Here is a 25521-nt window from a genome sequence, read left to right as displayed (position 1 = left end):
ATCACTATTTTTCACCAATCTTGTCCTATAGTGCTAAACCTTTAGTTACACTACTGTCACTAGTTCGACAGCCTCTACTACCAAAGGAGTTCCAGCAGAAAGGTTGCCTGTAACAGTGTTAAAGGTCAATTCTGTAGCAGAAATTGTATACGAATCGCCCTCTTGTAACACACCGTTAATATAGAAATTATAGTAACCATTCGTTACGACTGGAAAAGCAGTTGCAGCAACCCCGCTGTCATCCAGAAAAGCTGTTGCATCAATAGTAGTAGCATCGGCAACAATTAAAGGTGCTGCCAACACATTAAAAAACCTTGTCGAAGTACCTGAGACATTCACGTGAATATTAATTAAGGAAAGCGCCATTTGATTCACCTCCTTTCATTTACACTGTAGTAAATGAAAAGTTGCGCTGAAGTGACAGGGCTGTCCACGCCAAAAACTCAATTCACTTTATAAACTCCGTTCAGCTAAGAACGTCAACAATTCAAGAATAATAGGAGTACCTCTATAAATGGTTGCATTTGCTGGGCTAATCGTTAAGGAGTTCGTGTCCACGCTATACATTCCTCCCTCTTGGATAACCGCGTTGATGAATAGATCAGCGTACCCATTTGGACTGAAGCTCATAAATTCTGTTGTTGAGCTTCCATCATCGTTATAAAATAGGGTTGCAGGGAGTGTAGCTCCATTCGCCAAATTAATGTTAGCCGTTGCAACATAAAAATATCTTTTTACAGTGGGTATGATACTAATTTCAGAGGTATTTATGGGCTGAGGTATCGGAGGAAATCCAATGCAAGTAGAGCTAACTTTTATTGTTGGCCAGCATGCGGTTCTATTTCCGCAGCTTTTAATCACATTCATTTTCACTACATCTCTTTGCTTTTTACAGTTCTCCATAGTGTTATCACCCCCTAACCATAGTGTATGATAATAGTCGGTTAGCTGATTAGCCGTTTACCCTGATGTATATGCATTACATAAGAAATCCCTCTTCTTTCCACACCAAACCTTTGCAAGTAATTGGATACCACGATCAATTTCCTCATGTGAAAGCCCACCATATCCAAGTAACACTAAATGAGCTGGCTTCGCATTGGCGTAAGAAGTTGAAACAGGATACACACGAATATGAATAGCTTCTGCTAACTCAATGGCGTCTTTCTCGGTTAAATTTGATGGTAACTTTAACACGATATGTAGACCTGAGTTCTCCCCAATCACTTCAAAGTCAGGCGTTAAATACTGATGAATGGCCTTTACAATCGCCTTCTGTTTTTGTCGGTAAATCGTACGCATTTTATCAAGATGACGCCTCCAATATCCTTGCTCTATAAAATCAGCAAGGGTGAGCTGGTCCATTCGAGAAACTGTTGATTTTTGAAGCGCAAATAGCTGCTCAAACGGCTCCACGAGCTTCATAGGTAAAACAAAATAACTCATACGAAGAGAGGGAATTAGTGTCTTTGAAAATGTTCCAAAGTAAATGACGCGCTTCATTTGATCCAGCTCGGCAAGAGACGGAATCGGTTTTCCTTTATAGCGAAATTCACCGTCATAATCATCCTCAATGATGTACGCACTGTTTTGATGCGCCCAGTGAATTAACTCAATTCTCCTTTGAATCGTTAAAATCATCCCCAGTGGAAATTGATGGGCAGGCGTCGTATAAAGTAACTGATGTGGTCCATTTGGAGCCGTCACACCGAATTCATCAACAGGAATCGCTTTATAGGGTATATTGTGCTGTTCGAAAACTGCCCTCGCGCGAATAAACCCCGGATCCTCAATAGCGACAGACTGTGCTTCGCGGAAGAACTGGCAAATCATCTGCAATTGTGCTTGTGTGCCACTACTGATAAAAACTTGATGCGGTGCACAGGATACGCCACGGGATTGCTGAACATATGTAGCGATTTCTTGACGCAGTCTCCATTCCCCTTGCCAAGGACTTGTTGTAAATGAGGCATCTCCAATATGTCGACTCAGTAGCTTTTTCCACGTTTTAAAAGGAAAAGCATCCTTCGCTACATGGCCTGAATGGAAGTCAATTTCAATCTCAATCACTTCAGAGGAAGCACTTTGTATGGGCTGTACTTTCTGAGCGAGACGTTTATAATCATAGGCTGCAACAAAATAACCTGACCTCTCCTTACTGTCAATATAACCTTCAGCTACTAATTGAGCATAGGCTTCCTGTACCGTGTGAACACTGACACCTAAATCTCTAGCAAGCTGCCGTTTTGAAGGTAACTTCGTCTGTAAGGGGAGTTGATGCTGGATGATTTTCTCTCGAATTTGTTCATATATTTGAAGATAATACGGGCCATTTCCATTGAACGATAACTCCATAAAAAACACTCCTCTGGTATGGTTATTCTGATGTAATTTGGTACTTCTAATCATATCAAAATTCATGTGTAATGAAACAAAGGAGTGAATTATCATGGAAGCTATTCAATTAATCGGAGAGACTGTACTGTTACGGCCCATGACAGAGGACGATGTAGAGGGCATATACGGATGTTGCCAGGACGAGCGCATTTGGGCACATCTGCCGCAAACGTTGCAAACACGAGAGGATGTACAAGCCCATATTGAACAGGCACTAGTAGATCGAGAACAAGGAGCCGAGTACCCTTTTGTCATCGTTCTTCTAGAAACAAATGAAATTATTGGCTCTACGCGATTTTTAGATATTGCCACTGCCCATAAACGTTTGGAGATCGGTTATACTTGGCTACATCCTTCCGTTTGGCGTACAAACGTCAATACAGAATGCAAATATTTACTGCTAACTTACTGCTTTGAGCAACTACAATTTCAGCGCGTGCAAATTAAAACAGGCCATGAAAATACCCAATCACAAAAAGCCATAGAACGTATTGGAGCTACAAAAGAAGGAGTTTTGCGCAATCATATGATTCGACCGAATGGTACAGTGCGGCATACGGTTATGTATAGTGTTGTACAAGAGGAATGGTTGGAAGTGAAGCAGCATATTGAGAGATTGATGGAGGTGTATAAGAAATAAATTTGTACGCGTTAGATTGTCGACAAAGGTGAGCACCTTTTATCTGTGTCTCACCTCCTGTCAACTTTAGCTGACCCAGACCCAACAAGAAATATGTCCCTAAAGTATACCGTTACACCTTCTAGCAGCTTGAAAGTCAATGTGAAAAAGATTGTTTCTAGCACAAGTATTAGGCCATTTCGCTACTTGTGTTTTTTTACAGCGATTTATTCGTAAGTAAATTATCTATTGTCGCCTCCTTTGGATCAGTTTCAAATCCTTTCTTCCAAGTAAGGAAGACTGCTAATAAAGCCACATATAAGATGCCGCTAAGGACGATGAAACAATAGAAAATCAGTCCTGATGATACCATTCCCGTGAAGATTGCCAGAAGGACCACTCGAACTAGCAGGCCAACAGAGCGAAATACACCATCTACTCTTCCGATAATGTGATTTGGAATCCGGTCCATTAAAAAGGAATTTCTTGCAACCCTTGCTCCGCTATTTCCTATCGCAATGAAAAACATGATTGTTAAATAGATAGGAAGATCGACATAAATAATGAACGATATGACGATTGCATACAACAAAACGCTTAGAATAATTGTTTTTTCATTCCCTATTTTCCTTGCAATCATCGGTATCATCGCTCCTGCGGCGATTGCGCCCATTGCATATATCATACTTTCAAGCGCATAGATACTTCCAGAGACTTTCAATACATCCATCAAATAGACGGGAAATAAATAATTTGTTAGCATAACCCCAATGAATGGCATCGTAGAGAAAAGTAAAAAGATAAATATAATGGGTCTCCTCCACAAATACTTGATGCCTTCTGCTCCTTTGGTCTTTGCTATTCGTTTCTCTTCACCATTTGTACGTCTTTTATAAGGCAACTTCAAGTAAAAATAGATGGCTACCGCATACATGCAAGCATCGACTAACAAAATATAATGTAGATCCCACTTGGTTATTAGTACGCTAGCTACCCCACCGGCAATCATGCTTGATAGCTGTCCTTGAATTTCCATTGTTCCATTCAAAGAACTGTATTGCTCTTTACTAAAAATCTCTTGATTTAAAGCAAACATGGTCGGATAAAAAAAGGTATAATACAAACTCCCAATCATGTAAATGATCATATAATGCCAAACTTCATAAGATGCCCCTGCGAATCCCATTATTGAAAAGATGAGCAGCATAATCAGACTCACCGTTTGACTGATTAATAAAATCTTTTTTCGGGACATCTGATCAACCAAATGGCCAACAAAAGGTGTAAGGATAAAGCTCAGAATAGTCATACATAGTGTAACGTAGCCAAACACCGCATCACCATTTTTGCCGGTGACAAGTAGCCAAGGAACGGCAATCATTGTTATTCCAGAACCGATGGAAGAAGCAATGTTGGCAAAGATGATTAAACGGAAACGTGAATCTTGAAATAAATTAGTCATAGTAGTAAACCCCTTCCAGAAAGAACAACGCGTTATCTACTTTGACTATAATCGAAAATCTGCATTCCCTTTTCATTCAAAAGTCTTAGTTTCATTTCATTAAAATGACTGAGTTTAGGAATAGCCAATAGAAAAAGAGCTTTCAATCATACAATCCATTGAAAGCCCTAACTCTTGTTTTATTCCTTTAGTCATCACTCGATTCGGTTAAACCATATTTCACTGCATAGAGCGCAGCTTGTGTTCGATCCTGAACGAGTAATTTTGAGAACATATTAGAAATATGCGTTTTTACGGTTTTTTCCGTGACAAGTAATGACGATGCAATTTCACGATTACTTTTTCCTTTCGTTAACTCTGCTAAAACTTCCTTTTCACGCCGTGTCAATGGGTTGTAAATATGCGGTAGCGTTTCCTTTGGTTCTCTCATCTTCATTAGATGCGTTGTTGCATGCGGATGAAGTGTATTTTCTCCCCGCATGATTTTTCGTATACATGAAACGAGCTCGTCTGGCTCAATATCCTTTAACTGATACCCAGCCGCTCCCGCTTCAATAGCCGGAATGACGTGATCTCGATCAGAAAAACTGGTTAACATGAGTACCTCAACTTGCGGGTAATTCTTTTTGATGTGCCTAGTTGCTTGAATACCGTCCATGACAGGCATCATCAAATCCATAAGCACAATATCAGGTTGCAGTTCGCCCGTTAATTCAATCGCTTCTTTCCCATTTTTGGCTTCACCAATCACCTGGATGTCTTTCTGCGTTTTCAAGAAAAAAAGTAAGCCCCTTCTAACGACATGATGATCATCTACAATGAGTACCTTTATCATTCCGTTCACCTCTTAATAGGGTATACGGACTAATATCTCCGTCCCTCGTCCAATTTCACTATCCCATTCAACTGAACCGCCTGCAGTCTTTGCACGATCCTTCATGCTTTGTAAGCCCATTGAGGGAAGCCTAATTCCATGATCTATTAAAAATCCTTGACCATCGTCCTTAATGACAAGTAAAACATCGGTTTTCGTTACATTCAAAAATATTTCCACGACATTGACCCCTGCATGCTTCCGAATATTATTTAATGCCTCTTGTGAGATGCGAAATAAAGTTTCTTCAACACCTGAAGGTACGTTAAGGACTCCAGATACGCGCGAACCCACGGACAGTCCTAACATTTCTGCATAGCCTTTTATCGCTTCAAGCAACCCACTTTCAAGTCCACTTGGACGAAGCTGCCAAATTAAGGCCCTCATCTCATTTAACGCTTCCTGCGACAAGTACTGTATTTCCTTAAATGTCTCTTTTATATCAATTTGATTTGTCATCTCTGACCCGCCCCTTGCAGTCAAAGTTACTGAAAATAACAGTTGGTTCACAGAATCGTGCAGATCTCTTGCCAAGCGATTCCGCTCCTGTAAAAGCGCGAGCTTCTGCTCCTGTTTCGTCAATACAATCCGTTTAATCGCTGAGCCTATCTGGAAGGCAAGTGACTCGAGTAAAGCGAGTTCCCCCTCAGAATAAGTGACTGTATTCGGGGAAGCGACATTCAATAACCCAAACCGTTCCTGCCCCGATTGCAGTGGTACCGTTGCATGATGCGTAATTCCACCATTGTCGCCTAGCTTTGTAGCAATCGCATTCTCAATCCGCTGACATTCAATAATATTCGATGCCTTTTCTAATTCCCCATTTTGGTATCTGGACACACACCAACAGCCGCCCTTTTTCAAATGGTTGCATCCGTTTTGAGCTAGCGCTTCGGGGAGATTTTCACTCACAATCAGCTGTTGTTTACCTTTGTCATCAATAAAAAATATCCAACCCGTTTGAAAGTTAGTACCTTTTAAAAACTTACTTAGGGCACCGGACAGCATCGCCTCTATTTCAGTTTCTTCATTTATAAACTCTGCAATTTCCTTTAATAGTCTGACGTTCAAAAGTTCTGTTGGGTGCATATAAACACCTCCATCCTATTTGTCATTGTATAGTATCTACTATGATACCATTCAGTGAGAATCCGCACGCCCCCCTACTTTTAGCACAAGTACATCGATCGAATCTTAATGTGCATACAAAAACGGAGTACCTTGTCTTTTGGGTACCCCATTTTTTATATGTTGTTCATTATTGAACATTTATAACTACTGCTTCTCCAAGTTTCTTTTTAAACAACCTCTCATGCTCAAGCAGCCATTCCTTCCTCCACAAGCCACCCGCATAACCCGTTAACTTTCCGTCTGCACCTATAATACGGTGACAAGGGATGACGATACTTAATTTATTTTTTCCATTAGCGGTTCCTACTGCTCTGACGGCTTTTTCATTGTTAATGGAAACAGCGATATCCTTATAAGACCCTGTATGAGCATAAGGAATTGTTGTCAAAGCATTCCACACCGTTTTTTGAAATTCAGTACCCTCGAAGTGATAGGGGAATGTAAATACATGACGCTTCCCTTTAAAATATTCATCCAGTTGATTAAAGCATTCTACTACAGCGTCGGCGGTCACATCACCTACCTCATTGACGATTTCATCCCGATCAACAAACAATATTGAACTAACTGCTTCCTGTGAACCCACTATTTCTAGTACACCAATTGGTGATTTGTAATCTAATTTATGCATATAAAGACCTCCAGAGATAAAAGGTAGCATACGCCTGCCAACCTTTCCAATTAATCGCAACTTCTTTTATTTCTTCGATTGTAGGTTTACGCTCAAGTCCTAATTGTAGCTTTAACGCATTTTGAAGGCCGACATCTGCTATTGGAAAGGCAGACGGATCGTGCAAGCATTTCATCATCACATAATCTGCCGTCCATGCACCTACTCCTCGTACTGCCATTAGAGATTTTTGCACTTGCTGATTCGTTTGCTCCTGTAGCAACATTTCTTTTGTTAATTGACCAGCCGCCATCATTTTAGCTACTCCAATCACATATTCAGCCTTTCTAACAGTAAATTGCAACGTTCTTAGTTCCTCTACCTCTAGTATGGCTATTCTTTCATAAGTTGGGTATAGCCAAAAAGTATCACCTTCAAAAGTGAGACATTCTCCGAAGCTTTCGACAAAGCGTTTTTTTAATTTGTAGGCAAATGTTAAATTGATTTGCTGCCCCATGATTGCCCATGTCAATGCTTCGAATAAATCTGGTATACACATCATCCGTAACCCATAATATTTCGTGTAAAGCTGCTGCAATACCTTATCTTGGTTGGCTACTTTATAAAAACAGCTCAAGTCTTGATCCAAATCAAACCATTCCCATATATATGCCGCTACTTGTTCATAATCGTTTTTAGATGATGGAGCAATTGGGAATTCTACATGAATGACTTGTTGAGCGAATCCTATTTTGCATAGAATTAGTTCTTGATTGACTTTAATTAATTTATACAATAAACCATCTTTAATTTGATGGAGCACTTCTTCGTTGGATCTGCCCAAGAATACTAAGCATTCTTCAAAATTGAACTCCTTTGGTGGGTATAGCTCAATAAACGACCCATGATTGATCCATTTCATCTTCGTGGCTCCCCTTTTGCAAGAATACGATATTCACTAGGTGTACAATTCTTCAAACGGCGAAACACTTTATAAAAGTTTGAAGGACTCTGAAAGCCAACTTCATAACAAATCTCTAGATTCGATTGATTTGTGCTGGAAAGGAGATACGCTGCTTTATCGATTCTTATTTTCTCCAAATAAGTACGTGGCGTTTCCGATGTTTCCCGCTTGAACAATCTTTCGAGATAAAAAGGGCTTACCCCGACATGATTCGCAATATCCTGCAAAACCAACTTTTGTTTATAGTGATTGATTAAAAAGGAAATTACGATTCTAGTTAGCTCCGCATGCGGGGAATGATCAACTTCGGGTTGACATCTTTTACAAGCACGAAAACCTGCTTTTTCAACTGTATTGATGTCATAATAGAAATCTACATTTATTTTTTTAGGCTTCCTAGATTTACAGGATGGCCGACAGTATATTTTTGTTGTTTTTACTGCCGTAAAAAATAACCCATCATACTTTTGATCGCAAGCCATGATTTTATCCCACATTTCATCAAAAGAAAGATTGAGTCTATCCTCCATTGAATTCCCCCTCCCTAAGTCATCCCTTATACGACAATGAGGCATCTTGTGATTCTATTTATTGTGAAGCATTGCTGGCTAAAAAGGAAATCATTTCATCAGATATTGTACTTCCTTTGATGAATGTAATTTGTTGAATTCCTGTGTTGCATCCATTTTAACAAGAATCCTGCACCCATTTCGTCCTCATTCTTGCACTTATGGTCTCCAAAACAAAAAGTGCAAGATACTCAGTCATTCAAAATCCAATGAGTATCTAGCACTTTTATTTGGTTACATTTATTTTCTTTCCAAAACCGCAAAATAATTTCCTTCATTATCAGCAAAGTTAAATACCCGACCAGAAGGCATTGTGACCAGCTCTCCGACCGTAACTTGCTTGTCCGATAGATCTTTGTACAATGCATCCAAATTATCCGAGAACAGTAGTAAGGAAGGTGCTTGAAGGTTTAACTCGGGCTGCATTTTAGCAATGAGCTCCTTATTGTGTAGAACAATCGACGTTTCCGCGTCCTTCGTTGGCGCGATTTCAATCCATTTCATACCTTGGCCATTATCCTCTTCTGAAATGACGCTAAATCCTACTTTTTCTGTCCAAAATTTCACATTCTCGTCCTGGTTATTGACATATAGCATAATTTGACCGATTTTTGAAATCATCATATTCTCTCCCTATCCGTTATTTTTTTGAACATATCTTCAATTTTAGTAGCCGTTTGCCGTTGTGCTTAACTTCTCTATCAATATAGCCCCCAGCTGCCTTGTGTTATAAGGATTGCCATTCGAATTATTAATTGATATCGTAAGTTCCCCTGCTATTTCCCTAAGAGTCGGCAATACCTTCGATAATTTTTGCTCTTCTTCCCGAATCTCTATAGCACCGCTTTCAAGTTGGCTAATCACATACTTTTGAAATGTCGCACTTTTAGTTTTAGTAGCCTTGCTACTGTCTATTCTTTTCGGGGTTGGCCGGTACTCTTTTGTAACAATGAAAGCAGACGGTAATTCGTTTTTTGTTTTCAATTGTTTATTCCAAAGGGGATTATATTTTTGGATCAAGCTTACCTCAAGATGTTTAATGACATCCAAATTATTTAATGGCATTACATAGAAACGAATATCTTTTGTCTTTCTTTCTTCTGTTATTAGGGCATTTAGGTGACAATTCGTCGATTGACCATCCCTGTAACAGTTTTTCGGAGCGATTTTTCCATACCCATAATTAATTCGTTTCTTAAAAGTATCCAGGCACCGTCCTATATAGACAAGCTCTTGATTCACAACATAAGCATATAAACCCTTTAGATTCAAAACGTTTGAATCTTGAATAGAAAATTGACTATACGATAGATCTCCGTAGGGATTTAAAAAACGCTTATACGTTTCTTTTTTATTTTGCTTATTTACTAATAGCGCTTCACCTAACGGAGTATCTAAGAAACCACGTAAGTCGTGTTCGCATCTATTCTCTAAAAATTTATACTTAGGATGCAACAGTGTCTCACGCAAGGTTTTATTATTTTTTTGTGCAAAAACATTTGATTCGATTATACCTTTAAAATCCAAATAAACATTTTGGAAAGGCATTTCCTTACTGTTTAACTTTAACGTTAAAACATTCATTACCACTCCCCCCAATCCCGTTATAACTAGTCCAACACGATGACCATATTGTTGAACAAGGTCAATTCCAAGGATTCAAATGCAGCGTTAAGTGATATCTCCTCTTGCTCTTTCGCAATTGCTTCAAGCTGATTATAGGCTTGCCGTCTGTAAAACAACTTTCGAACGGTACTTGTCGATATGCTATTGTCGGTAGCCGTCAAATTAAAGGAATAAATTCCACTTTTGCTTAAACGTCTATTCTATTTTAACAGCTTTCCCTCGAATTATAGCGTTTATCATTTATCCTTCTCCATTTTTTCCAGTCCTAAAAAAGGGGTCATCGCTGGCACTGTCAGGATCTGCGTAGCCACTTCTGCTTGTCTCGTACTGAAAAAGATTTCGTTTTTCAAATAAGTGTACAATTATAAAAAAGAAGGGGAATACTTTGGGTATCAAGCATTTCCCTTCTTTTATCTTCATTAAATTGCATATTCAAAAAGTGGATCCAAACTTTTTAGTTCTTCTGGTGAAATCTCGCTCATGTTGCACTCGAAGTCCATTTTAACCCACCAATCCGGTGTAGCCGTTTCATTAATATAGTTAATCATTACTTTATGTTTAATTCCTCGTTCTAACAATGCTCCAATTCCAGCTGCATAAAAACGTGGAACGTAGCCTAATTTAGTTCCTAATCCCCCATAAACTGCAACTGCATTTACATCAATTAAATTTTCGGGTTCTAATTTTAACTCAATTTTATTTGTAGTACGTAAAATACTTGGCCAATTGTTAGGCAAATCTTTTTGATGACGCATTCCATTGATAAAGAAAGTGGTAATCAACTTTCCACTCTCAACTTTAAGTGATTTTTCAAATGAATAGGTATCATTAGCCGATTTCCCACGTGTTTGTTCTAACAACTCCATTTTTGAAGCAGTTTTATCTAAATGGAATTCATCAAGTATATGATTAAAGTCTGCTCGAATGTCCGAAGGTAACCGACGATCGAAGGCAGGAAATAATTTAGTAGCTGTATATGTTTTTTCTAAATGAGAAAATGAGGGGTGTAACATATAACCATTCTGCAGGGCATCCCTTACCTTTTGATTACCTTCACTTTGCCATGTATACGTGAATTCATATTGCCCATTATAGTGGGATAATGTACCAACATGGTAATGTAATCGCGACTCTGAATTTTGCCAGACAACCCAAAGCGATTTATGTTCTTCCATATATTACTCCTCCTCTCTAAACCATTGTAGAATAGATTGCTGACGAAAGGAAATAATTACTTTTAGCCATTCTTTTTGAATATCACTTAAAATCGCATATCCATCAATAATTTCATAATAACGCTTGAAATCAAAACGTTCAATTCTATTAATAATCGACAGCGATTCCCCAAAGTAACTCTGTTTCAAATAAGTTAACATATCTTTCGCTTTGACCTTTTTGTGTTCAAATAACCCTGCTTTTACAGATGCATTACGCATATATTTTGCTAATTTAATATCATTTGATAAGTACTCTGCTAACTGCTTATCATCAAACCGAAACCCTAAGGATGCACCGTTATCATAGATTTTAGAGAATTCCTTTTGATTTTGTGACTTGAATAAAATCATCCAATTGTAGGGATGTCTATCTTGATTACCAATTAGAATATCAAAGTAATTCATTTCAATAAAGTCTAACTTAGTAGCTTCCCAAAAATCTAATTGCTTCATCAATGCTATACCTGCTCTAATCAATTCCAAACCTTTTAAGCGCGTTTCTAGGAACTCTTCATAGTTGACTACACCACTAAGAAGCACTCCACCTTCCTCATTCGCAACACCAAGCGGAATGATATTCCTTAGTAAACTGCCTCTACGCCCATTTCGAACGACAATCTCTACATCCATCATCTGAAGTCCTAACAATCTACCAATATCGGCCGCTATTAACTCTGTTATATCTTCCCAAGATGTACCTACGGCAAATTGTCTTGGATACTTAATAAGGTACCTTTGTCTTGTTTCAGAGTCTATGAGTTCTTCCTTATCCAGAGTACTCTTCCCACCAAACCCTATTCTTTCCCAATGACTAATGTCCCGCAAATTGTTATACCTCCATTAAGTATTCAATAATTCTTGTTATTGTATAATAGATATAAAGCGTGCCTTTCATTGTCAAGTAGATTTTTTTATCACTTACCTACTTCGACATTCGAAGAGATACTCCTTTTTTGGTGTCTACAAATCACCCTGAGATACGTAATGACGGCGACTTGAACTCATTAAGGTACCCACCCCATTGATTGATCAGCACAATAAAAAAATAAGCACGGAAAGCTGAGTATCAGCTATCTATGCTTACTTTTATTTACTTAAACTTCCTCATTCAACTCTTCTGTTTCAAGCTCCAATGAACTACTAGGCTCCGGTAAGCTGTCGCTTAACCCAAGCACCTGCGCTGTTGAAGTATGAACTTCATGCAGAAGCTCTCGGTTGTCCACTAACGACAGTCCATAAGAGGGAACCATTTCCTTAAGTTTAGGCTCCCATTCTGCCATATGTTGTGGGAAACATTTTTTAATGACTTCGAACATCACGTGAACGGCAGTAGATGCACCTGGAGAGGCACCTAATAGCGCTGCAATCGAGCCGTCTTCTGCAGTAATTACTTCTGTACCAAATTGTAGCGTACCTTTACCGCCAGCCTCTGTGTCCTTAATCACTTGCACACGTTGACCTGCGACTACAAAATCCCACTCATCTGTTTTGGCATTCGGAATAAAATCTCGCAACTCTTTCATACGCTGCTCTTTCGACAGCAATACTTGCTGGATCAAATACTTTGTTAATGGCATTTCTTTTGCGCCAGCCGCCAACATCGTCAACACATTATTCGGTTTGACAGAAGTGACCAAATCAAGCATAGAGCCTGTTTTTAAAAACTTGGGTGAGAAACCGGCAAATGGTCCAAATAGCAATGATTTTTTATTGTCGATAAATCTTGTATCTAAATGTGGAACAGACATAGGTGGAGCACCCACTGCAGCTTTTCCGTATACTTTGGCATGGTGCTGTTCCACAACTTCAGGATTATTACACACCATGAATATGCCACTTACCGGGAATCCACCGATATGCTTCCCTTCAGGAATACCGGATTTTTGCAATAGATGCAGGCTTCCACCGCCTCCGCCAATAAAGACAAATTTTGCCGTATGACGCTCAGACGCACCGCTCTCTATGTTCTTCACTTTTACTTCCCATAAGCCATCATCCGTGCGTTTCAGACCGTCAACGCTGTGTTTGTAGTGAATACCAACATCTTTAGTTTTTAAGTGATCAAACAACATACGCGTTAATGCACCAAAATTAACATCTGTTCCAGCGTCGATTTTGGTTGCTGCAATAGCGTCATTCGATGGACGTCCCTGCATAATAAGTGGAATCCATTCCTTCAGTTTTTCTTCGTTATCGGAAAACTCCATCCCTTCGAACAGAGGATTTTTCGACATCGCTTCAAAACGTTTCTTTAAAAACGCTATATTTTGTTCTCCTTGCACCATACTCATATGTGGCAGCGCCGTAATAAAGTCTTGAGGATTGCTAATTAGCTTTTGGTTTACAAGGTAAGACCAAAACTGCATGGAAACCTGAAACTGTTCATTAATTTTGATAGCTTTACTTATATCTACAGATCCGTCCGGTTTTTCACTTGTATAGTTCAGCTCACATAATGCAGCGTGCCCTGTTCCCGCATTATTCCATTCGTTAGAGCTTTCTTCTCCGGCACTTGCGAGTTTTTCAAACACTTTAATATCCCATTCTGGCACTAATTCCTTCAGCATTGTCCCCAAAGTCGCACTCATGATTCCGGCACCAATTAAGATAACGTCTGTTTTCTTGTTGCTGTTACTCATTTTTATCATCCTTATACTCTAAGATTTGCAGAAAGGATATAGGGGCTCCTGATTAGGCGTCACAAACCTTCTGTCTCAATTATAACAATCACAAAACGTAATACAATTTTCAAATAGATGATACCTATTATATAGTAGTTTTCATCTATTTGAAAGATGGTAAAAGGAAGCAATCCCACTCGCAAGACTTCACAGACAGCCTAACAAAAGCCATAACCCTTATGACAAGTAGGGTTATGGCTTTCGCTTGGTTAAATTGGTATTTAGATATAGCGTTTTTTATTTCTTTTTTAACTACTTATGATAAGGTTCACCCTTCATGATCCTAAACGCCCGATACACCTGCTCCAGCAAAATCAATTTCATCATCTGATGTGGGAATGTCATTTTCGAAAAAGACAATAACTCATCTGCCCGTTTCAGCACACTATCGTGCAGGCCAAGCGATCCGCCAATGACAAAGACTACCTTACTGCGCCCGTAAGTCATTAACGACTCTATGCCGGCTGCTAGCTCCTCTGATGTTTTCATTTTCCCTTCAATGGCTAGCGCTATGACATAAGCATCCACCCCAACTTTCGCTAAAATGCGCTCGGCTTCCTTTTTCTTAACGATTTCCATATCCGCATCGCTTAATGATTCCGGTGCTTTTTCATCTGCTACTTCGACCAAATCAATTTTTGCATAGGCTCCGAGTCGTTTTGAAAACTCCTCAATGCCCATTTTCAAATACTTTTCTTTTAGTTTTCCTACAGTCACAATTGTAATATTCACAGGTTATCCACCTTTACATTCTATTTACAAACAAACTACCCACAAAACTTATGCACATACCCACAGCAGTTATCTACATCTTGTGTCCGATTATTTGTTCGCCACAATATATAATGCTGCCTCTTCACAGTAGGTACAGCTTGTGGATAACTTTTTATCATCAGAGAGTAATTCCATAATCGGAAATTCTCCTTCCCGGGCTACAAAAACATCAAGTGCGTGATTTATATGGGTTTCACAGCTATAAATCGTCATTTTCATCCCTGCTTTCTTCTTTTTTATTGTTCACAAAGTTATTCACAAATATTTAGATTTATCCACAAAGAGCAAATATATTAAAAAGAAGGTAGAATAGCCGTCAGCTAGCCATTCTACCCACTGTGGATAAGAGTTCTTGTAAATTGTGTGTAAATGTTCGTCAGAAGTCTAACTTGAACTATGCTAATACTTAAAATGAGTTACCATCTTTTAAGACCATTTCAAGCTCAAGTAACTTGCCTTCCCTGTACACTTTCATTTTCATTGTATCGCCTACTTGCTTCGCATTATACAGATGTTTACGTAAGCTGACCATATCTTCAATTTTTTCGCCATCCATTTCAACAATGACATCGTACTTCTGCACGCCTGCATATTGCGCTGGTGAATTGGCAATGACATCCGTAATGACAACCCCATCTGTCACGTCACCTGGTACTGCCAGTAGACCCCGCTGCTGCTGTTCCGGAATACTTCTAAGGTCGATGAGTGAAACCCCCATTGTCGGCCGATTCACAGTCCCCGTTGTTTCGAGGTGCTCAATAATAGGAATCGCAAGGTTAATGGGAATCGCCAAACCAATTCCTTCAACTGTCGCTTCTGATATTTTCATTGAATTAATACCAATCAGCTGGCCTGTCATATTGATAAGTGCCCCGCCGGAGTTCCCTGGATTAATAGCCGCATCGGTTTGAAGTACATCTGCATACCAATCAATCGCACCGTTTTCATCAAAATCAATTGGGATTGAACGATCTTTACCAGATACTACACCAGCCGTTACTGATCCTGAGAAGCCAAGGCCTAGTGGATTGCCAATAGCAATGACTGTTTCACCACGCTTTAACACGTCCGAATTTCCAAACGTAGCTACTGTTTTAACATTTATAGCATCAATTTCGATAACAGCTAAATCAGTCCACATATCACTGCCAACAAGTTTTCCCGCTGTCTTTGTGCCATCATCAAATGTAATTTCAAGCTCTTGTGCGCCTTCTACAACATGATGATTGGTAATAATATATGCTTTACCATCTTGTTTCTTATAAATGACACCTGATCCTGTGCCCGCCTCTTTTGACGTTTCCGTTGTTGACCAGAAGTCACGGACAGTTTGCAAATTTGTAACGCCCACGACCGAATCAATAACCTCATCAATAATTTCGGTTAAGTCAGTTGTCACTTCAACAGAAATTTGTTCTGTCTGCTTTACGTCCGTAGTCGGTTTGATTGGGGCTTCCTTCGGTTCACCCGTTAAGCTTGTCATCAGTAACCAAACGCCAAAACCACCGATGACAGCTCCGAACAAGCTCGGAAAAAAACTTCCTTTTCGCTTCGGTGGTGGAGTAGGTGGCTTATATTCCGACCTCATTTCAAATTGCGGTGTAGGCTCCTCCAGATTAGAAGGCCGATTAAATTCATTCATTTACCTCTCCCTTTCACACACTTCTATAGTTAACCTTACCCCATTTTTCCGATTTCAAAAATAATGATTCCGCAAATGAACAAAATACTTTCATTACACCTAAAGAAAAAACCTCACCCGAGGGCAAGGCTTTGTTCTAAACAGTTACAAGCTCCGTTGGCTGATCAGCATCTGTATCATACAGATGAACATATTCGCCTGTTCGAATCCCACATGTTTCCAATGTCTGCGTCACACTCATTCTCGCAAGGTCTTTCATATTATTATCCTTACTTAAATGCGATAAGTAAATACGCGTATCCTTCTGTTCGACAACCTCACTCATAGCGACTGCTGCATCTTCATTGGACACATGCCCCACATCGCTGAGGATTCTTCGCTTAACAGACCACGGATAACGTCCCATCTGCAACATACTGACATCATGATTACTTTCAAACACAAAAGAATCTGCCCCGCGGATAAGCCCCTTCATACGATCACTCACATAACCTGTATCCGTAATAACTACAAGCTTACGGCCATTTTCATGAAAGATATAAAACATTGGATCCGCTGCATCATGCGACACTCCAAATGATTGAACGTCAAGTGAACCAAACGATTTTACCGTTTCCATATCGAATTGAAAACGCTGGTCCAAAGGAATATTCCCGACAAGCCCATCCATCGCCTGCCAAGTCTTAGCGTTCGCATAAATCGGAATCCCATACTTTCGGGCAACAACACCAATACCCTTAATATGATCACTATGCTCATGCGTAACAAAAATCCCATCCACCTGCTTCATGGAGCGATCAATGCCGGCTACTAAACTATCCATTTTCTTCGCGCTAAAACCCGCGTCAACAAGAAAAGTATGTTCATCATTCTCTATATAGATCGCATTGCCACTACTACCGCTTGCGAGCACACTAAAACGCATTACAAAAACCTCTCATTCATGTTCATCGTCCACTACTTCTTGGAACTCTATAATCTTACCTTCTACTGCATGGATGAAGTGATCTTCAATTGTACCATCCTTTAATTCTACATGAACATGCCATGTCGGAGCAAACACTTGCGTTTCCGTCAATTGAACAAGTGTTGAATAACCGAGCTTCATACTTTTCACTTTTGAATCTTGGTTCAAATGACCACGTGAAGACAATGATCCAAGTGCTTCAATAGGTGAAAGAAGGTCTTTTTTGTTGTTAAAACTAACAAATTCACCAAACATACGCTGGTCGTAATTCGTTACTCTACCTTCTTCATCCCAATGAATCACCAGCATAGCATCCGGACTGAAATAGATCGGATGATTATCTACCTTCTGAAAGAACAAGGCATGTCTTTCCTCCTCATTAACCTCCCAAAGTACATAATCTAATCCATTCAACACATACTTCATCAGGAATTCAGTAAAAGCATAATCTCCTTTGCTGCTCCGTACACTGATCGGTGTTTCCATTTTAGATTGCAAATAGGTGTTATTCACAACCTCGGCTGTTTGATTCTCCAATTTCTTTGTCTGTTCGCTTGTGAATGTCACAATTTTTGCAGACACATAGGAAGAATCCTTTGTCACTAAAGGCAGATCGGTAAACGTTATATTATCGACGCTAAGTGATTCCTCAATCGATGTTTTCCCTAACACCTGTACACTTTCCGTCTCCATTACGCGATCCAAATAAAGATAGTACAGAAAAATATTCAAAATCGAAAAAACGATAATAAAAATTGTTTTCGTTTTATTCCAATCCAATCAGTTCACCTCCTAATAGCTCAGGTGAAACGCGTATCCAATTCCCTTTTGATAAATAAAACCAAGCTGGCTCCATGATTAACAGACGACGCTCACTATCTTGTTGCATAAAATAACCAAGCGTGAGCTCTTCAATCGCTTTAAAATCAATCGTATCTGATTGCTTCAGCATCTCTGCAATATCAACACCTGAAGGCAGAAACTCGACATCTATTTCAGGGAACGGCAAATCCAATGTATAATACGGTCTACTATAGCTTAAAATTCGATTATTTCCCCATACTTCTGTCATCTCTGTAGAAGTTACATCTCCATAGACGGGTAGTCCATGTAAAAACAATTGAAACTTAACGTAACGGGATATCGGATTCATCGACATATACCTATATTCGTCTGTCCAACCGCCGTGTTCATTCACAAAGTCAATTGTGTTGGTCAATAGTTCCGAAGGAATCGCAAGCTCATGGCTTTCAGTAGCTGGCACAACGTATTTCAACATTTTCTTCTCAGTGTCAATATTCATCAGCGCATGATCATCTTGGAATTCCTCTTTGTTCAATCCCGACTGACTGCGACGAACAGCATTTGGGTCGCTAAAAAGTGCATCGCGAAAACGAGATGGGTTAATCTCCCGTTGATAGTACATATTCCGAATTGTTTCAACAGGCTCTGCGGATACACCAATGAACGGTGAATCGTCTGCGTTAACATCTGCATACAGACCAAGCTCTTTCCCCCATGTCAAAATTAAACGCTGAAATCCATGATAGTCATCGATTTCGGCACTATACAGCACTTTATTTGCTCTGCTCACGAAGCTAATATTCATGGGCGCACCAGACGGATTCCAATCGACCACAAGCCGATCGAAGGACATTTCCGGCACCCCCATTTTTAGCCCCTCCATAGCCAACACATTATTATAAATAGGCAGTGGAACTTCACCATGAAAATACAATGTAAATTGATTATGCTTCCTCATAAGAGTATCCAACTTACCTACATCAAAATGATCATCGACGAGCTTGAGGTCAGAGATTCTCCATCTTTTTAATTCATTCACAATATAGTCGATATCCGTCGGACTAAGTGTTCCAGTCAGTTTTTCTTCAAAATTGAAAATGACTTTATACGGTTTAATAATCTCATCTATAGACATTCTTTTCGCAATGGAAATATCGACAGTTGGTAATTCGTCCGATGTTTCGTAACTTGGAGTATACGTCCAAATGGCAAACGTAAATACAATACTTAACGTGACAAGTAAGAGTAGGATGATTGATTTAATTAATTCAATATATTTCAATCCCACTCACCATCCTCTTGAAGTTCGAAAGGCAGCGTAAAGAAAACCGTTGTCCCTTTGCCTTCCTCACTTTCGGCCCATATATCCCCTCCGTGCGCAATTACCATCTCGCGTGCAATCGCCAGGCCTAAACCTGTACCACCCATCGCACGTGATCTCGCACGATCTGCTCGATAAAACCGGTCAAAAATCCGCTTAACATTCGCTTGTGGGATACCCATTCCGTCATCCGAAATCATCACCTTGATAAAGTGATCCGCCATCGTAACACCAAAACGAATATCACCGCCATCTGGCGAATATTTCAACGCATTCGAAATAATATTATCAATTACCTGCGTCATCTTATCTGTGTCAATTTCAACAAATAAATCCGATGTCGGAAATAGTCGCTTGAAATCACCTACATGTGTTTTCGAAAATTCAAAGCGATCAATAATTGAGTTAAAGAAATGATTAAATTCTACCCACTCACTGTTTAAATCATAATTCCGACTATCCATCCGTGATAGCTTTAACAAGTCATTGACAAGTCGAATCATGCGCTCTGTTTCCGTTTGCGTAACATGGAGGAAGGATGGCGCAATCTCCTCATTTTTCCACGCACCATCAGCTAACGCCTCCAAATAGCTACGCATCGTTGTAAGTGGTGTGCGCAATTCATGAGAGACATTCGAAACAAATTCTCGTCTTTCCATATCAATTTTCTCTTGCTCTGTATTGTCGTGTAAAACAACGATAAGGCCATTCACAAAGCCTGTTTCCCTTTGCGTGATAGAAAAGTTAGCCCGCAAAATATACGGCTGCTGCTCTGTACTAAAATCAAGTGCAATGGAATCCTTTATTTGAATCAAATCTTCAAATGCATACTCCTGTTCTAGTCCAAGTATGCTAGATATCGGTCGATTTAACACACTATCACGCGTTATCTTGAGCATGACAAGAGCCGCATCATTAATAAGACTGACCCGCCCTTTTCGATCCGTTGCAATGACACCATCTGTCATGTTTTCGAGAACAGAGGCCAGCTTTCGACGTTCACTTTCCGTCGTTGACTGGGACTCCTGAAGCTGATTGGTCAGATGGTTAAAGGCGATTGCTAGTTGACCCAGCTCATCGTTCCCATATACATGTACTTTTCTTGAAAAATTCCCTTTCGCCATCGCCTGTGCCTGTCGTCGCATATCAGATATCGGTCTCGTCATCGTCTGTGCGATGAAAATCCCGATGACAATTGTAATCGACAAGGATACTGCCGTACCGACTGCAAGAATTTCGTTAATCTCATCAATTTGTTTAAACACTTTTTCAATATTCGATTCGACATAGAGAGTCCCAATCACTTCACTCCCAACCATTATCGGTTTGGCATGAACTAATTTGCGCTCTCTTGTTTTCTCATCCAGACGAATACTTTCATCAGCTAATTCAGAGGTGATGGATTTTTTCACAAGATTATCCACCGAGCGCTGTCCTACCATTGCCTGATTGTCGAAGACTGAGCTTGCCAAAATTCGATAACGCGAATTAATGACCCTGATTTCAATAATATCATCTGATGTAAAGCCCAAAAGGACGGTACGGAGACTTTGTTCAGGCGTCGGATCGTCCGCGGATCGTTCTTTCACCATTTCCTCACGCACGCTGAATTCAATTAAATTCATCCGATCTTCAATCGAAGTTGTAAAATTTGTTTTTAACGTCTGTTCAAGTTTACTTGCGAAGTAAATCCCGATGATTTGCATCGCAAGTAAAATAAGCATGACATAGATCAGTACAAATTTAACGTGAATGGAACGAAAAAAACTAACCTTCTGCATCACGATTACTCCTGTTCCGGATCCCGTAAATAATAACCTACACCACGTCTAGTCACAATCCATGTCGGATGACTTGGTGTATCTTCTATCTTTTCACGTAAACGTCGAATCGTCACATCGACTGTTCGAACATCTCCAAAATAATCATAGCCCCATACCGTCTGCAAGAGGTGCTCACGCGTCATCACTTGTCCAATATGCTTGGCAAGATAATGGAGCAATTCAAATTCCCGATGCGTCAGCTCAATCGTCTCATCTCTTTTTTGCACAAGATAGGCATCAGGTTGAATGATTAAATGACCGACTGTAATATTATTCGTTGTCTCTTCTTGGTCCTCAGAAACTGATTTCATATGTCGACGCAAATTAGCTTTAACACGCGCTATAAGTTCACGAGTACCAAAAGGCTTTGTCACATAATCATCGGCACCAAGTTCCAAACCAAGTACCTTGTCAATTTCGGAATCCTTAGCCGTTAGCATGATAATCGGGAAGTCGTATTTTTTCCGTATTTCCCGACACACTTCCATTCCATCCCTTTTGGGTAGCATGATATCAAGAAGCATGAGGTCAGGCTTCACTTCCTCTGCCTTTTCAAGTGCTTCTTCACCATCATAAGCACAGAAAACTGTAAATCCCTCTTTTTTTAAATTAAATTCTAAAATATCTGCAATTGGTTTTTCATCGTCAACGATTAGAATTGTTTTGTCTTGCATATTATCTCTCCTCACCCTTTTAGGTTCGCCGTTCATGTCCTTTTACTCTATCATTATTCCTTTTGATTCGCACGCCCTACTTTAGCTTACACGCAATATATTTCCCAGGAAATATCTCGTAGGTAGTTCAGAATAAAAAGAGACGGTACAACATTGTGTACCGTCCCACATTTCATATTTACCTTAAAACACCCATAGGATTGACGTTTGCACCATTCTTCAATACTTCAAAATGTAGATGGATACCTGTAGAGCGCCCTGTGGATCCCATAATACCGATTGCAGTACCTTGTGGGACAGTTTGACCTACACTCACGTCAATAGATGACAGATGTGCATATAATGTTTCATAGCCATTATTATGCGTAATGATAATTCTATTCCCGTAAGCTCCTTGCCATCCTGCCGCCGTCACGACACCATTGTCGGCTGCCTTGATCGTGCGTGAAGATGGTCTTGCGATGTCTATTCCTTGATGCGTTCTTCCCCAACGTGACCCCATCTGGCTAGAGACGTAGCCACCAACAGTTGGCCAGATGAACGATCCCGTTCCCCTCGAAGGCATTACCTTCGTCCCAACGACTGTTACCTGATCTTTCGCTTCAACAAGAATTTGTTCATCTACGACAGAGCTACCGATAACTACACCATTTCTTTTACGAATGAGCTTTGTAACATCCTTCTCACCGTCTGTACCCTCTTGTGTAATTTTCTTTTCACCTTTAAAAATACTATTATCTTCTTGAGTTACTACCTTATGAGGAATAACTTCTTGTTGTCTCGTTTCGTAATGAACTTCGACCTCGACATATGGCTCAGTCACAGTAACATTGAGTTCGTCCTCTAGTTGAAGGACTGTATCTACCGTAAAGCTTGGATTAAGTTCCAATAATTTTGCCGTTGTCATCTGATGAGCAACAGCAATCGTACCAAGGACATCTCCTGATTTAACACTATACTTCTTCTGTTCTAGTGTCCCTTTATTAAGCAAGGTAACAGCTTCTTCAATATTTCTTACTTCACTCGGCGCCGTTTTACTGGCTTCCGCTCGAATCTCACCACTCATCAGGATATTAGCAATACGTGTTTCATTTTCCTGCAAGGCGGGTATAGATTCAGAAGACTTTGTGCGGGCTTCGAATTCGTTAAGCTCCTTCTCTGTAACTGATTGCAACTTCAGTTTACGAATTACTTCGTCATAGGCCGCCATATCATTGACGTAGAATGCCAGTTCTTCGTCAATTGTAATAGCGATTGCTTCCGCTTCTACGGATAGCATACCCTGGAGTTTTTCAAGAACAGTGTTATCGTCTGCTCCAACCGTGAACACTCGTTCCGGAATAACCGACAAATCTGTTCCTATTGTGAGTGGGAGATTCTCAAATTCGGAGGCCGCCTTTTGTAGTTCTTCTTCTTTTAATCGTTCAAGTTTTTCTTCATCTGATAGAACGCCAATGTATGCTCCATTCGAATAAATATGGAATATCGTAGCTAAACCTTTATCTTCTCCCGTATCAGCATAACCTGTATTCGTTCCGAATCCTGTTAACATCAATGTACTTATCAAAACGGTAGAAACTACTTTAAAAGGACGTTTAGTGACAGATAATGTTGGCTCTGTTTTATCCTGATTATTTTTCTTGAATAACATGTATGAAACTCCTTCCGTATTCAGCTGGAAGACCGATATAGGTCAATAGTTATGTTGCATTATTTTCACGCTCCTCTAATTTAACATATTCTCTCCCACACTTGTAGTGTTATAGCCCGTTGTAATAAGAATGTATAATAGCATCCAATTTCTTCCTATATTTTTATATCTTTTTTCCTATATATTTCATTTCTAACATATTATTCGTCTATTACTTCCTTGTTTATACATTTATCGACCTATTTTTCTTTCTTTTTCATTATAATACTAATTATTCTGTCATTATCACACTTCTTAAATAATAAAAAGACATCCTGTTCGCCGGACTAATCGGTTCACAGGATGTCCTTTTTAATATGCAGCAGCTGATTCGTGCTGACTCCAGTCGATGTTAACGAATTTATTATATTCCTTAGCAAAAGCAAGCGAGACCGTACCGGTTGGACCGTTTCGCTGCTTTGCGATGATAATTTCAATGATATTTTGATTTTCTGTTTCCTTATCATAGTAATCTTCACGATAAAGGAACGAAACAATATCCGCGTCTTGCTCAATACTCCCTGACTCCCTGAGATCGGACATCATCGGACGCTTGTCTTGACGTTGCTCAACTCCACGAGAAAGCTGTGATAATGCGATAACAGGAACCTTCAATTCCCTAGCCAGTCCCTTTAATGAGCGAGAGATTTCCGATACTTCCTGTTGCCTGTTTTCACCAGCACGTCCATTACCTGAAATGAGCTGTAAGTAATCAATAATAATCATACCCAGCCCATGTTCTTGCTGCAAACGACGACATTTTGAGCGAATTTCATTGACTCGGATACCCGAGGAATCGTCGATAAAAATACCTGCATTTGACAAACTCCCCATTGCCATCGTCAATTTACGCCAATCCTCGGCTTCAAGCGCTCCTGTCCGCATCACTTGCGCATCGATATTCCCCTCTGCACAAAGCATCCGCATGACCAACTGTTCTGCTCCCATCTCCAAACTGAAGATAGCTACATTTTCATCAGTTTTTGTGGCTACGTTCTGTGCCACATTCAAAGCAAATGCTGTCTTACCAACAGAAGGACGGGCCGCGAGAATGATCAAATCATTGCGCTGAAAACCAGCCGTCATTTTATCTAAATCAGTGAAGCCCGTTGGAATCCCCGTAACATCTCCCTTGCGCGTATGAAGAAGCTCAATGTTGTCGTATGTTTCAACGAGCACATCTTTAATATGTTTAAAGTCGCCTGCGTTTTTCCGATTGGATACTTCCATCATCTTTTTTTCTGCTTCAGATAGAAGGGCTTCCACTTCGTCTTCACGTGCATAGCCATCTTCAACAATCGATGTTGCGACTCGAATGAGACGACGTAAAAGTGCTTTCTCCTCGACGATGCGAGCATAATGCACGATGTTTGCCGCTGTCGGCACTGAGTTGGCGATTTCCGTCAAATATGAAATCCCACCGACGTCCTCCAACTCTTTTTTAGCAGAAAGTTCTTCTGTTACTGTGACAACATCAATCGCTTGCCCTCTATCACTTAGCTTAATCATCGTTTCAAAGATTTTCGTATGTGCGAGCCGGTAGAAATCTTCTGGAATTAAAAGCTCTGCCGCTGTAATGAGCGCCTGCGGTTCAAGGAAAATTGCACCAATGACCGATTGCTCCGCTTCATTATTATGGGGTGGGATGCGATCGATCATCTGGTCCATCTTGCCAT

At 40.0% G+C, this 25521-nt stretch carries 25 protein-coding genes; 1 reads left to right on the top strand and 24 read right to left on the bottom strand.

All coding sequences use genetic code 11. The features are described 5' to 3' along the window. Positions 1-45 precede the first annotated feature (45 nt). The 3 genes from R2B77_RS11615 to pdxR all read right to left on the bottom strand — a co-directional run bounded on the left by R2B77_RS11615 (position 46) and on the right by pdxR (position 2355). Positions 46-366: a DUF4183 domain-containing protein gene (locus R2B77_RS11615; RefSeq protein WP_203248313.1), complete on the bottom strand. Its 321-nt coding sequence runs from the start codon at positions 364-366 to the stop codon at positions 46-48. Between the two features lie 87 nt (positions 367-453). Beyond that, positions 454-903 carry a DUF4183 domain-containing protein gene (locus R2B77_RS11610; RefSeq protein WP_203248312.1) on the bottom strand — a complete coding sequence of 150 codons (450 nt, stop codon included), beginning with the start codon at positions 901-903 and terminating at the stop codon, positions 454-456. A 57-nt stretch (positions 904-960) separates the two neighbouring features. Continuing rightward, the gene (gene pdxR / locus R2B77_RS11605) at positions 961-2355 is read right to left on the bottom strand and encodes a MocR-like pyridoxine biosynthesis transcription factor PdxR (RefSeq protein WP_203248311.1); all 1395 of its coding nucleotides are present in this window, start codon (positions 2353-2355) and stop codon (positions 961-963) included. A gap of 94 nt (positions 2356-2449) precedes the next feature. On the opposite strand from pdxR, the gene R2B77_RS11600 reads away from it, so the two are divergent. After that, positions 2450-3037: a GNAT family N-acetyltransferase gene (locus R2B77_RS11600; RefSeq protein WP_203248310.1), complete on the top strand. Its 588-nt coding sequence runs from the start codon at positions 2450-2452 to the stop codon at positions 3035-3037. A 196-nt stretch (positions 3038-3233) separates the two neighbouring features. Here the strand turns inward: R2B77_RS11600 and R2B77_RS11595 are convergent, their stop codons facing one another. The 21 genes from R2B77_RS11595 to dnaB all read right to left on the bottom strand — a co-directional run bounded on the left by R2B77_RS11595 (position 3234) and on the right by dnaB (position 25513). After that, complete coding sequence (locus R2B77_RS11595; protein ID WP_203248309.1) at positions 3234-4478, bottom strand: MFS transporter; 1245 nt, start codon at positions 4476-4478, stop codon at positions 3234-3236. A gap of 187 nt (positions 4479-4665) precedes the next feature. Then, a complete protein-coding gene (locus R2B77_RS11590) occupies positions 4666-5313 on the bottom strand; it encodes a response regulator (protein WP_203248308.1) in 648 nt (215 codons plus the stop codon). A gap of 12 nt (positions 5314-5325) precedes the next feature. Further along, positions 5326-6441, bottom strand: coding sequence for a GAF domain-containing sensor histidine kinase (locus R2B77_RS11585; RefSeq protein WP_203248307.1), 1116 nt, complete (start codon positions 6439-6441; stop codon positions 5326-5328). 169 nt (positions 6442-6610) lie between these two features. After that, positions 6611-7114, bottom strand: coding sequence for a methylated-DNA--[protein]-cysteine S-methyltransferase (locus R2B77_RS11580; RefSeq protein ID WP_203248306.1), 504 nt, complete (start codon positions 7112-7114; stop codon positions 6611-6613). After that, entirely contained in the window at positions 7107-8015 is a 909-nt protein-coding gene (locus R2B77_RS11575) for a DNA-3-methyladenine glycosylase 2 (protein ID WP_203248305.1), read from the bottom strand. Before R2B77_RS11575 ends, R2B77_RS11580 begins: the two co-directional genes overlap by 8 nt. Beyond that, positions 8012-8587 (bottom strand): bifunctional transcriptional activator/DNA repair enzyme AdaA, encoded by a 576-nt coding sequence (locus R2B77_RS11570; protein WP_203248304.1) that lies wholly within the window; start codon positions 8585-8587, stop codon positions 8012-8014. Before R2B77_RS11570 ends, R2B77_RS11575 begins: the two co-directional genes overlap by 4 nt. A 279-nt stretch (positions 8588-8866) precedes the next feature. Beyond that, positions 8867-9247, bottom strand: a complete 381-nt coding sequence (locus R2B77_RS11565; RefSeq protein WP_203248303.1) for a VOC family protein — start codon at positions 9245-9247, stop codon at positions 8867-8869. A 45-nt stretch (positions 9248-9292) separates the two neighbouring features. Next, entirely contained in the window at positions 9293-10210 is a 918-nt protein-coding gene (locus tag R2B77_RS11560; RefSeq protein ID WP_203248302.1) for a GIY-YIG nuclease family protein, read from the bottom strand. 461 nt (positions 10211-10671) lie between these two features. After that, positions 10672-11427 carry an HIRAN domain-containing protein gene (locus R2B77_RS11555; protein WP_203248301.1) on the bottom strand — a complete coding sequence of 252 codons (756 nt, stop codon included), beginning with the start codon at positions 11425-11427 and terminating at the stop codon, positions 10672-10674. Positions 11428-11430: 3 nt separating this feature from the next. Continuing rightward, positions 11431-12294: a HipA domain-containing protein gene (locus R2B77_RS11550; protein ID WP_203248300.1), complete on the bottom strand. Its 864-nt coding sequence runs from the start codon at positions 12292-12294 to the stop codon at positions 11431-11433. Between the two features lie 269 nt (positions 12295-12563). Further along, positions 12564-14108 carry a malate:quinone oxidoreductase gene (locus tag R2B77_RS11545; protein WP_203248299.1) on the bottom strand — a complete coding sequence of 515 codons (1545 nt, stop codon included), beginning with the start codon at positions 14106-14108 and terminating at the stop codon, positions 12564-12566. A 294-nt stretch (positions 14109-14402) separates the two neighbouring features. Continuing rightward, positions 14403-14882 carry a 23S rRNA (pseudouridine(1915)-N(3))-methyltransferase RlmH gene (rlmH, locus tag R2B77_RS11540; RefSeq protein WP_203248298.1) on the bottom strand — a complete coding sequence of 160 codons (480 nt, stop codon included), beginning with the start codon at positions 14880-14882 and terminating at the stop codon, positions 14403-14405. A gap of 90 nt (positions 14883-14972) precedes the next feature. Continuing rightward, positions 14973-15143 carry a CxxH/CxxC protein gene (locus R2B77_RS11535; RefSeq protein ID WP_203248297.1) on the bottom strand — a complete coding sequence of 57 codons (171 nt, stop codon included), beginning with the start codon at positions 15141-15143 and terminating at the stop codon, positions 14973-14975. Positions 15144-15330: 187 nt separating this feature from the next. Next, positions 15331-16566: a S1C family serine protease gene (locus R2B77_RS11530; protein WP_203248296.1), complete on the bottom strand. Its 1236-nt coding sequence runs from the start codon at positions 16564-16566 to the stop codon at positions 15331-15333. Positions 16567-16702: 136 nt separating this feature from the next. Then, a complete protein-coding gene (locus R2B77_RS11525; RefSeq protein ID WP_203248295.1) occupies positions 16703-17491 on the bottom strand; it encodes an MBL fold metallo-hydrolase in 789 nt (262 codons plus the stop codon). Between the two features lie 12 nt (positions 17492-17503). Further along, a complete protein-coding gene (locus R2B77_RS11520) occupies positions 17504-18313 on the bottom strand; it encodes a two-component system regulatory protein YycI (RefSeq protein WP_203248294.1) in 810 nt (269 codons plus the stop codon). After that, positions 18300-19625, bottom strand: a complete 1326-nt coding sequence (locus tag R2B77_RS11515; protein ID WP_203248293.1) for a YycH family regulatory protein — start codon at positions 19623-19625, stop codon at positions 18300-18302. The genes R2B77_RS11520 and R2B77_RS11515 overlap by 14 nt, the downstream gene beginning before the upstream one ends. Beyond that, positions 19616-21439, bottom strand: a complete 1824-nt coding sequence (gene walK / locus R2B77_RS11510; RefSeq protein ID WP_203248292.1) for a cell wall metabolism sensor histidine kinase WalK — start codon at positions 21437-21439, stop codon at positions 19616-19618. Before walK ends, R2B77_RS11515 begins: the two co-directional genes overlap by 10 nt. A gap of 5 nt (positions 21440-21444) precedes the next feature. After that, the gene (yycF, locus tag R2B77_RS11505; RefSeq protein WP_203248291.1) at positions 21445-22155 is read right to left on the bottom strand and encodes a response regulator YycF; all 711 of its coding nucleotides are present in this window, start codon (positions 22153-22155) and stop codon (positions 21445-21447) included. Between the two features lie 178 nt (positions 22156-22333). After that, positions 22334-23806 (bottom strand): peptidoglycan DD-metalloendopeptidase family protein, encoded by a 1473-nt coding sequence (locus tag R2B77_RS11500; protein ID WP_203248290.1) that lies wholly within the window; start codon positions 23804-23806, stop codon positions 22334-22336. 351 nt (positions 23807-24157) lie between these two features. Then, the gene (gene dnaB, locus R2B77_RS11495; RefSeq protein ID WP_203248289.1) at positions 24158-25513 is read right to left on the bottom strand and encodes a replicative DNA helicase; all 1356 of its coding nucleotides are present in this window, start codon (positions 25511-25513) and stop codon (positions 24158-24160) included. Between the last annotated feature and the right edge of the window lie 8 nt (positions 25514-25521).

The organism is Sporosarcina beigongshangi (genome assembly GCF_033485195.1).
Taxonomy (GTDB): domain Bacteria; phylum Bacillota; class Bacilli; order Bacillales_A; family Planococcaceae; genus Sporosarcina; species Sporosarcina beigongshangi.
Note: the sequence above shows the minus strand (reverse complement) of the source record. Positions and strands in the feature narration are given on the sequence as shown.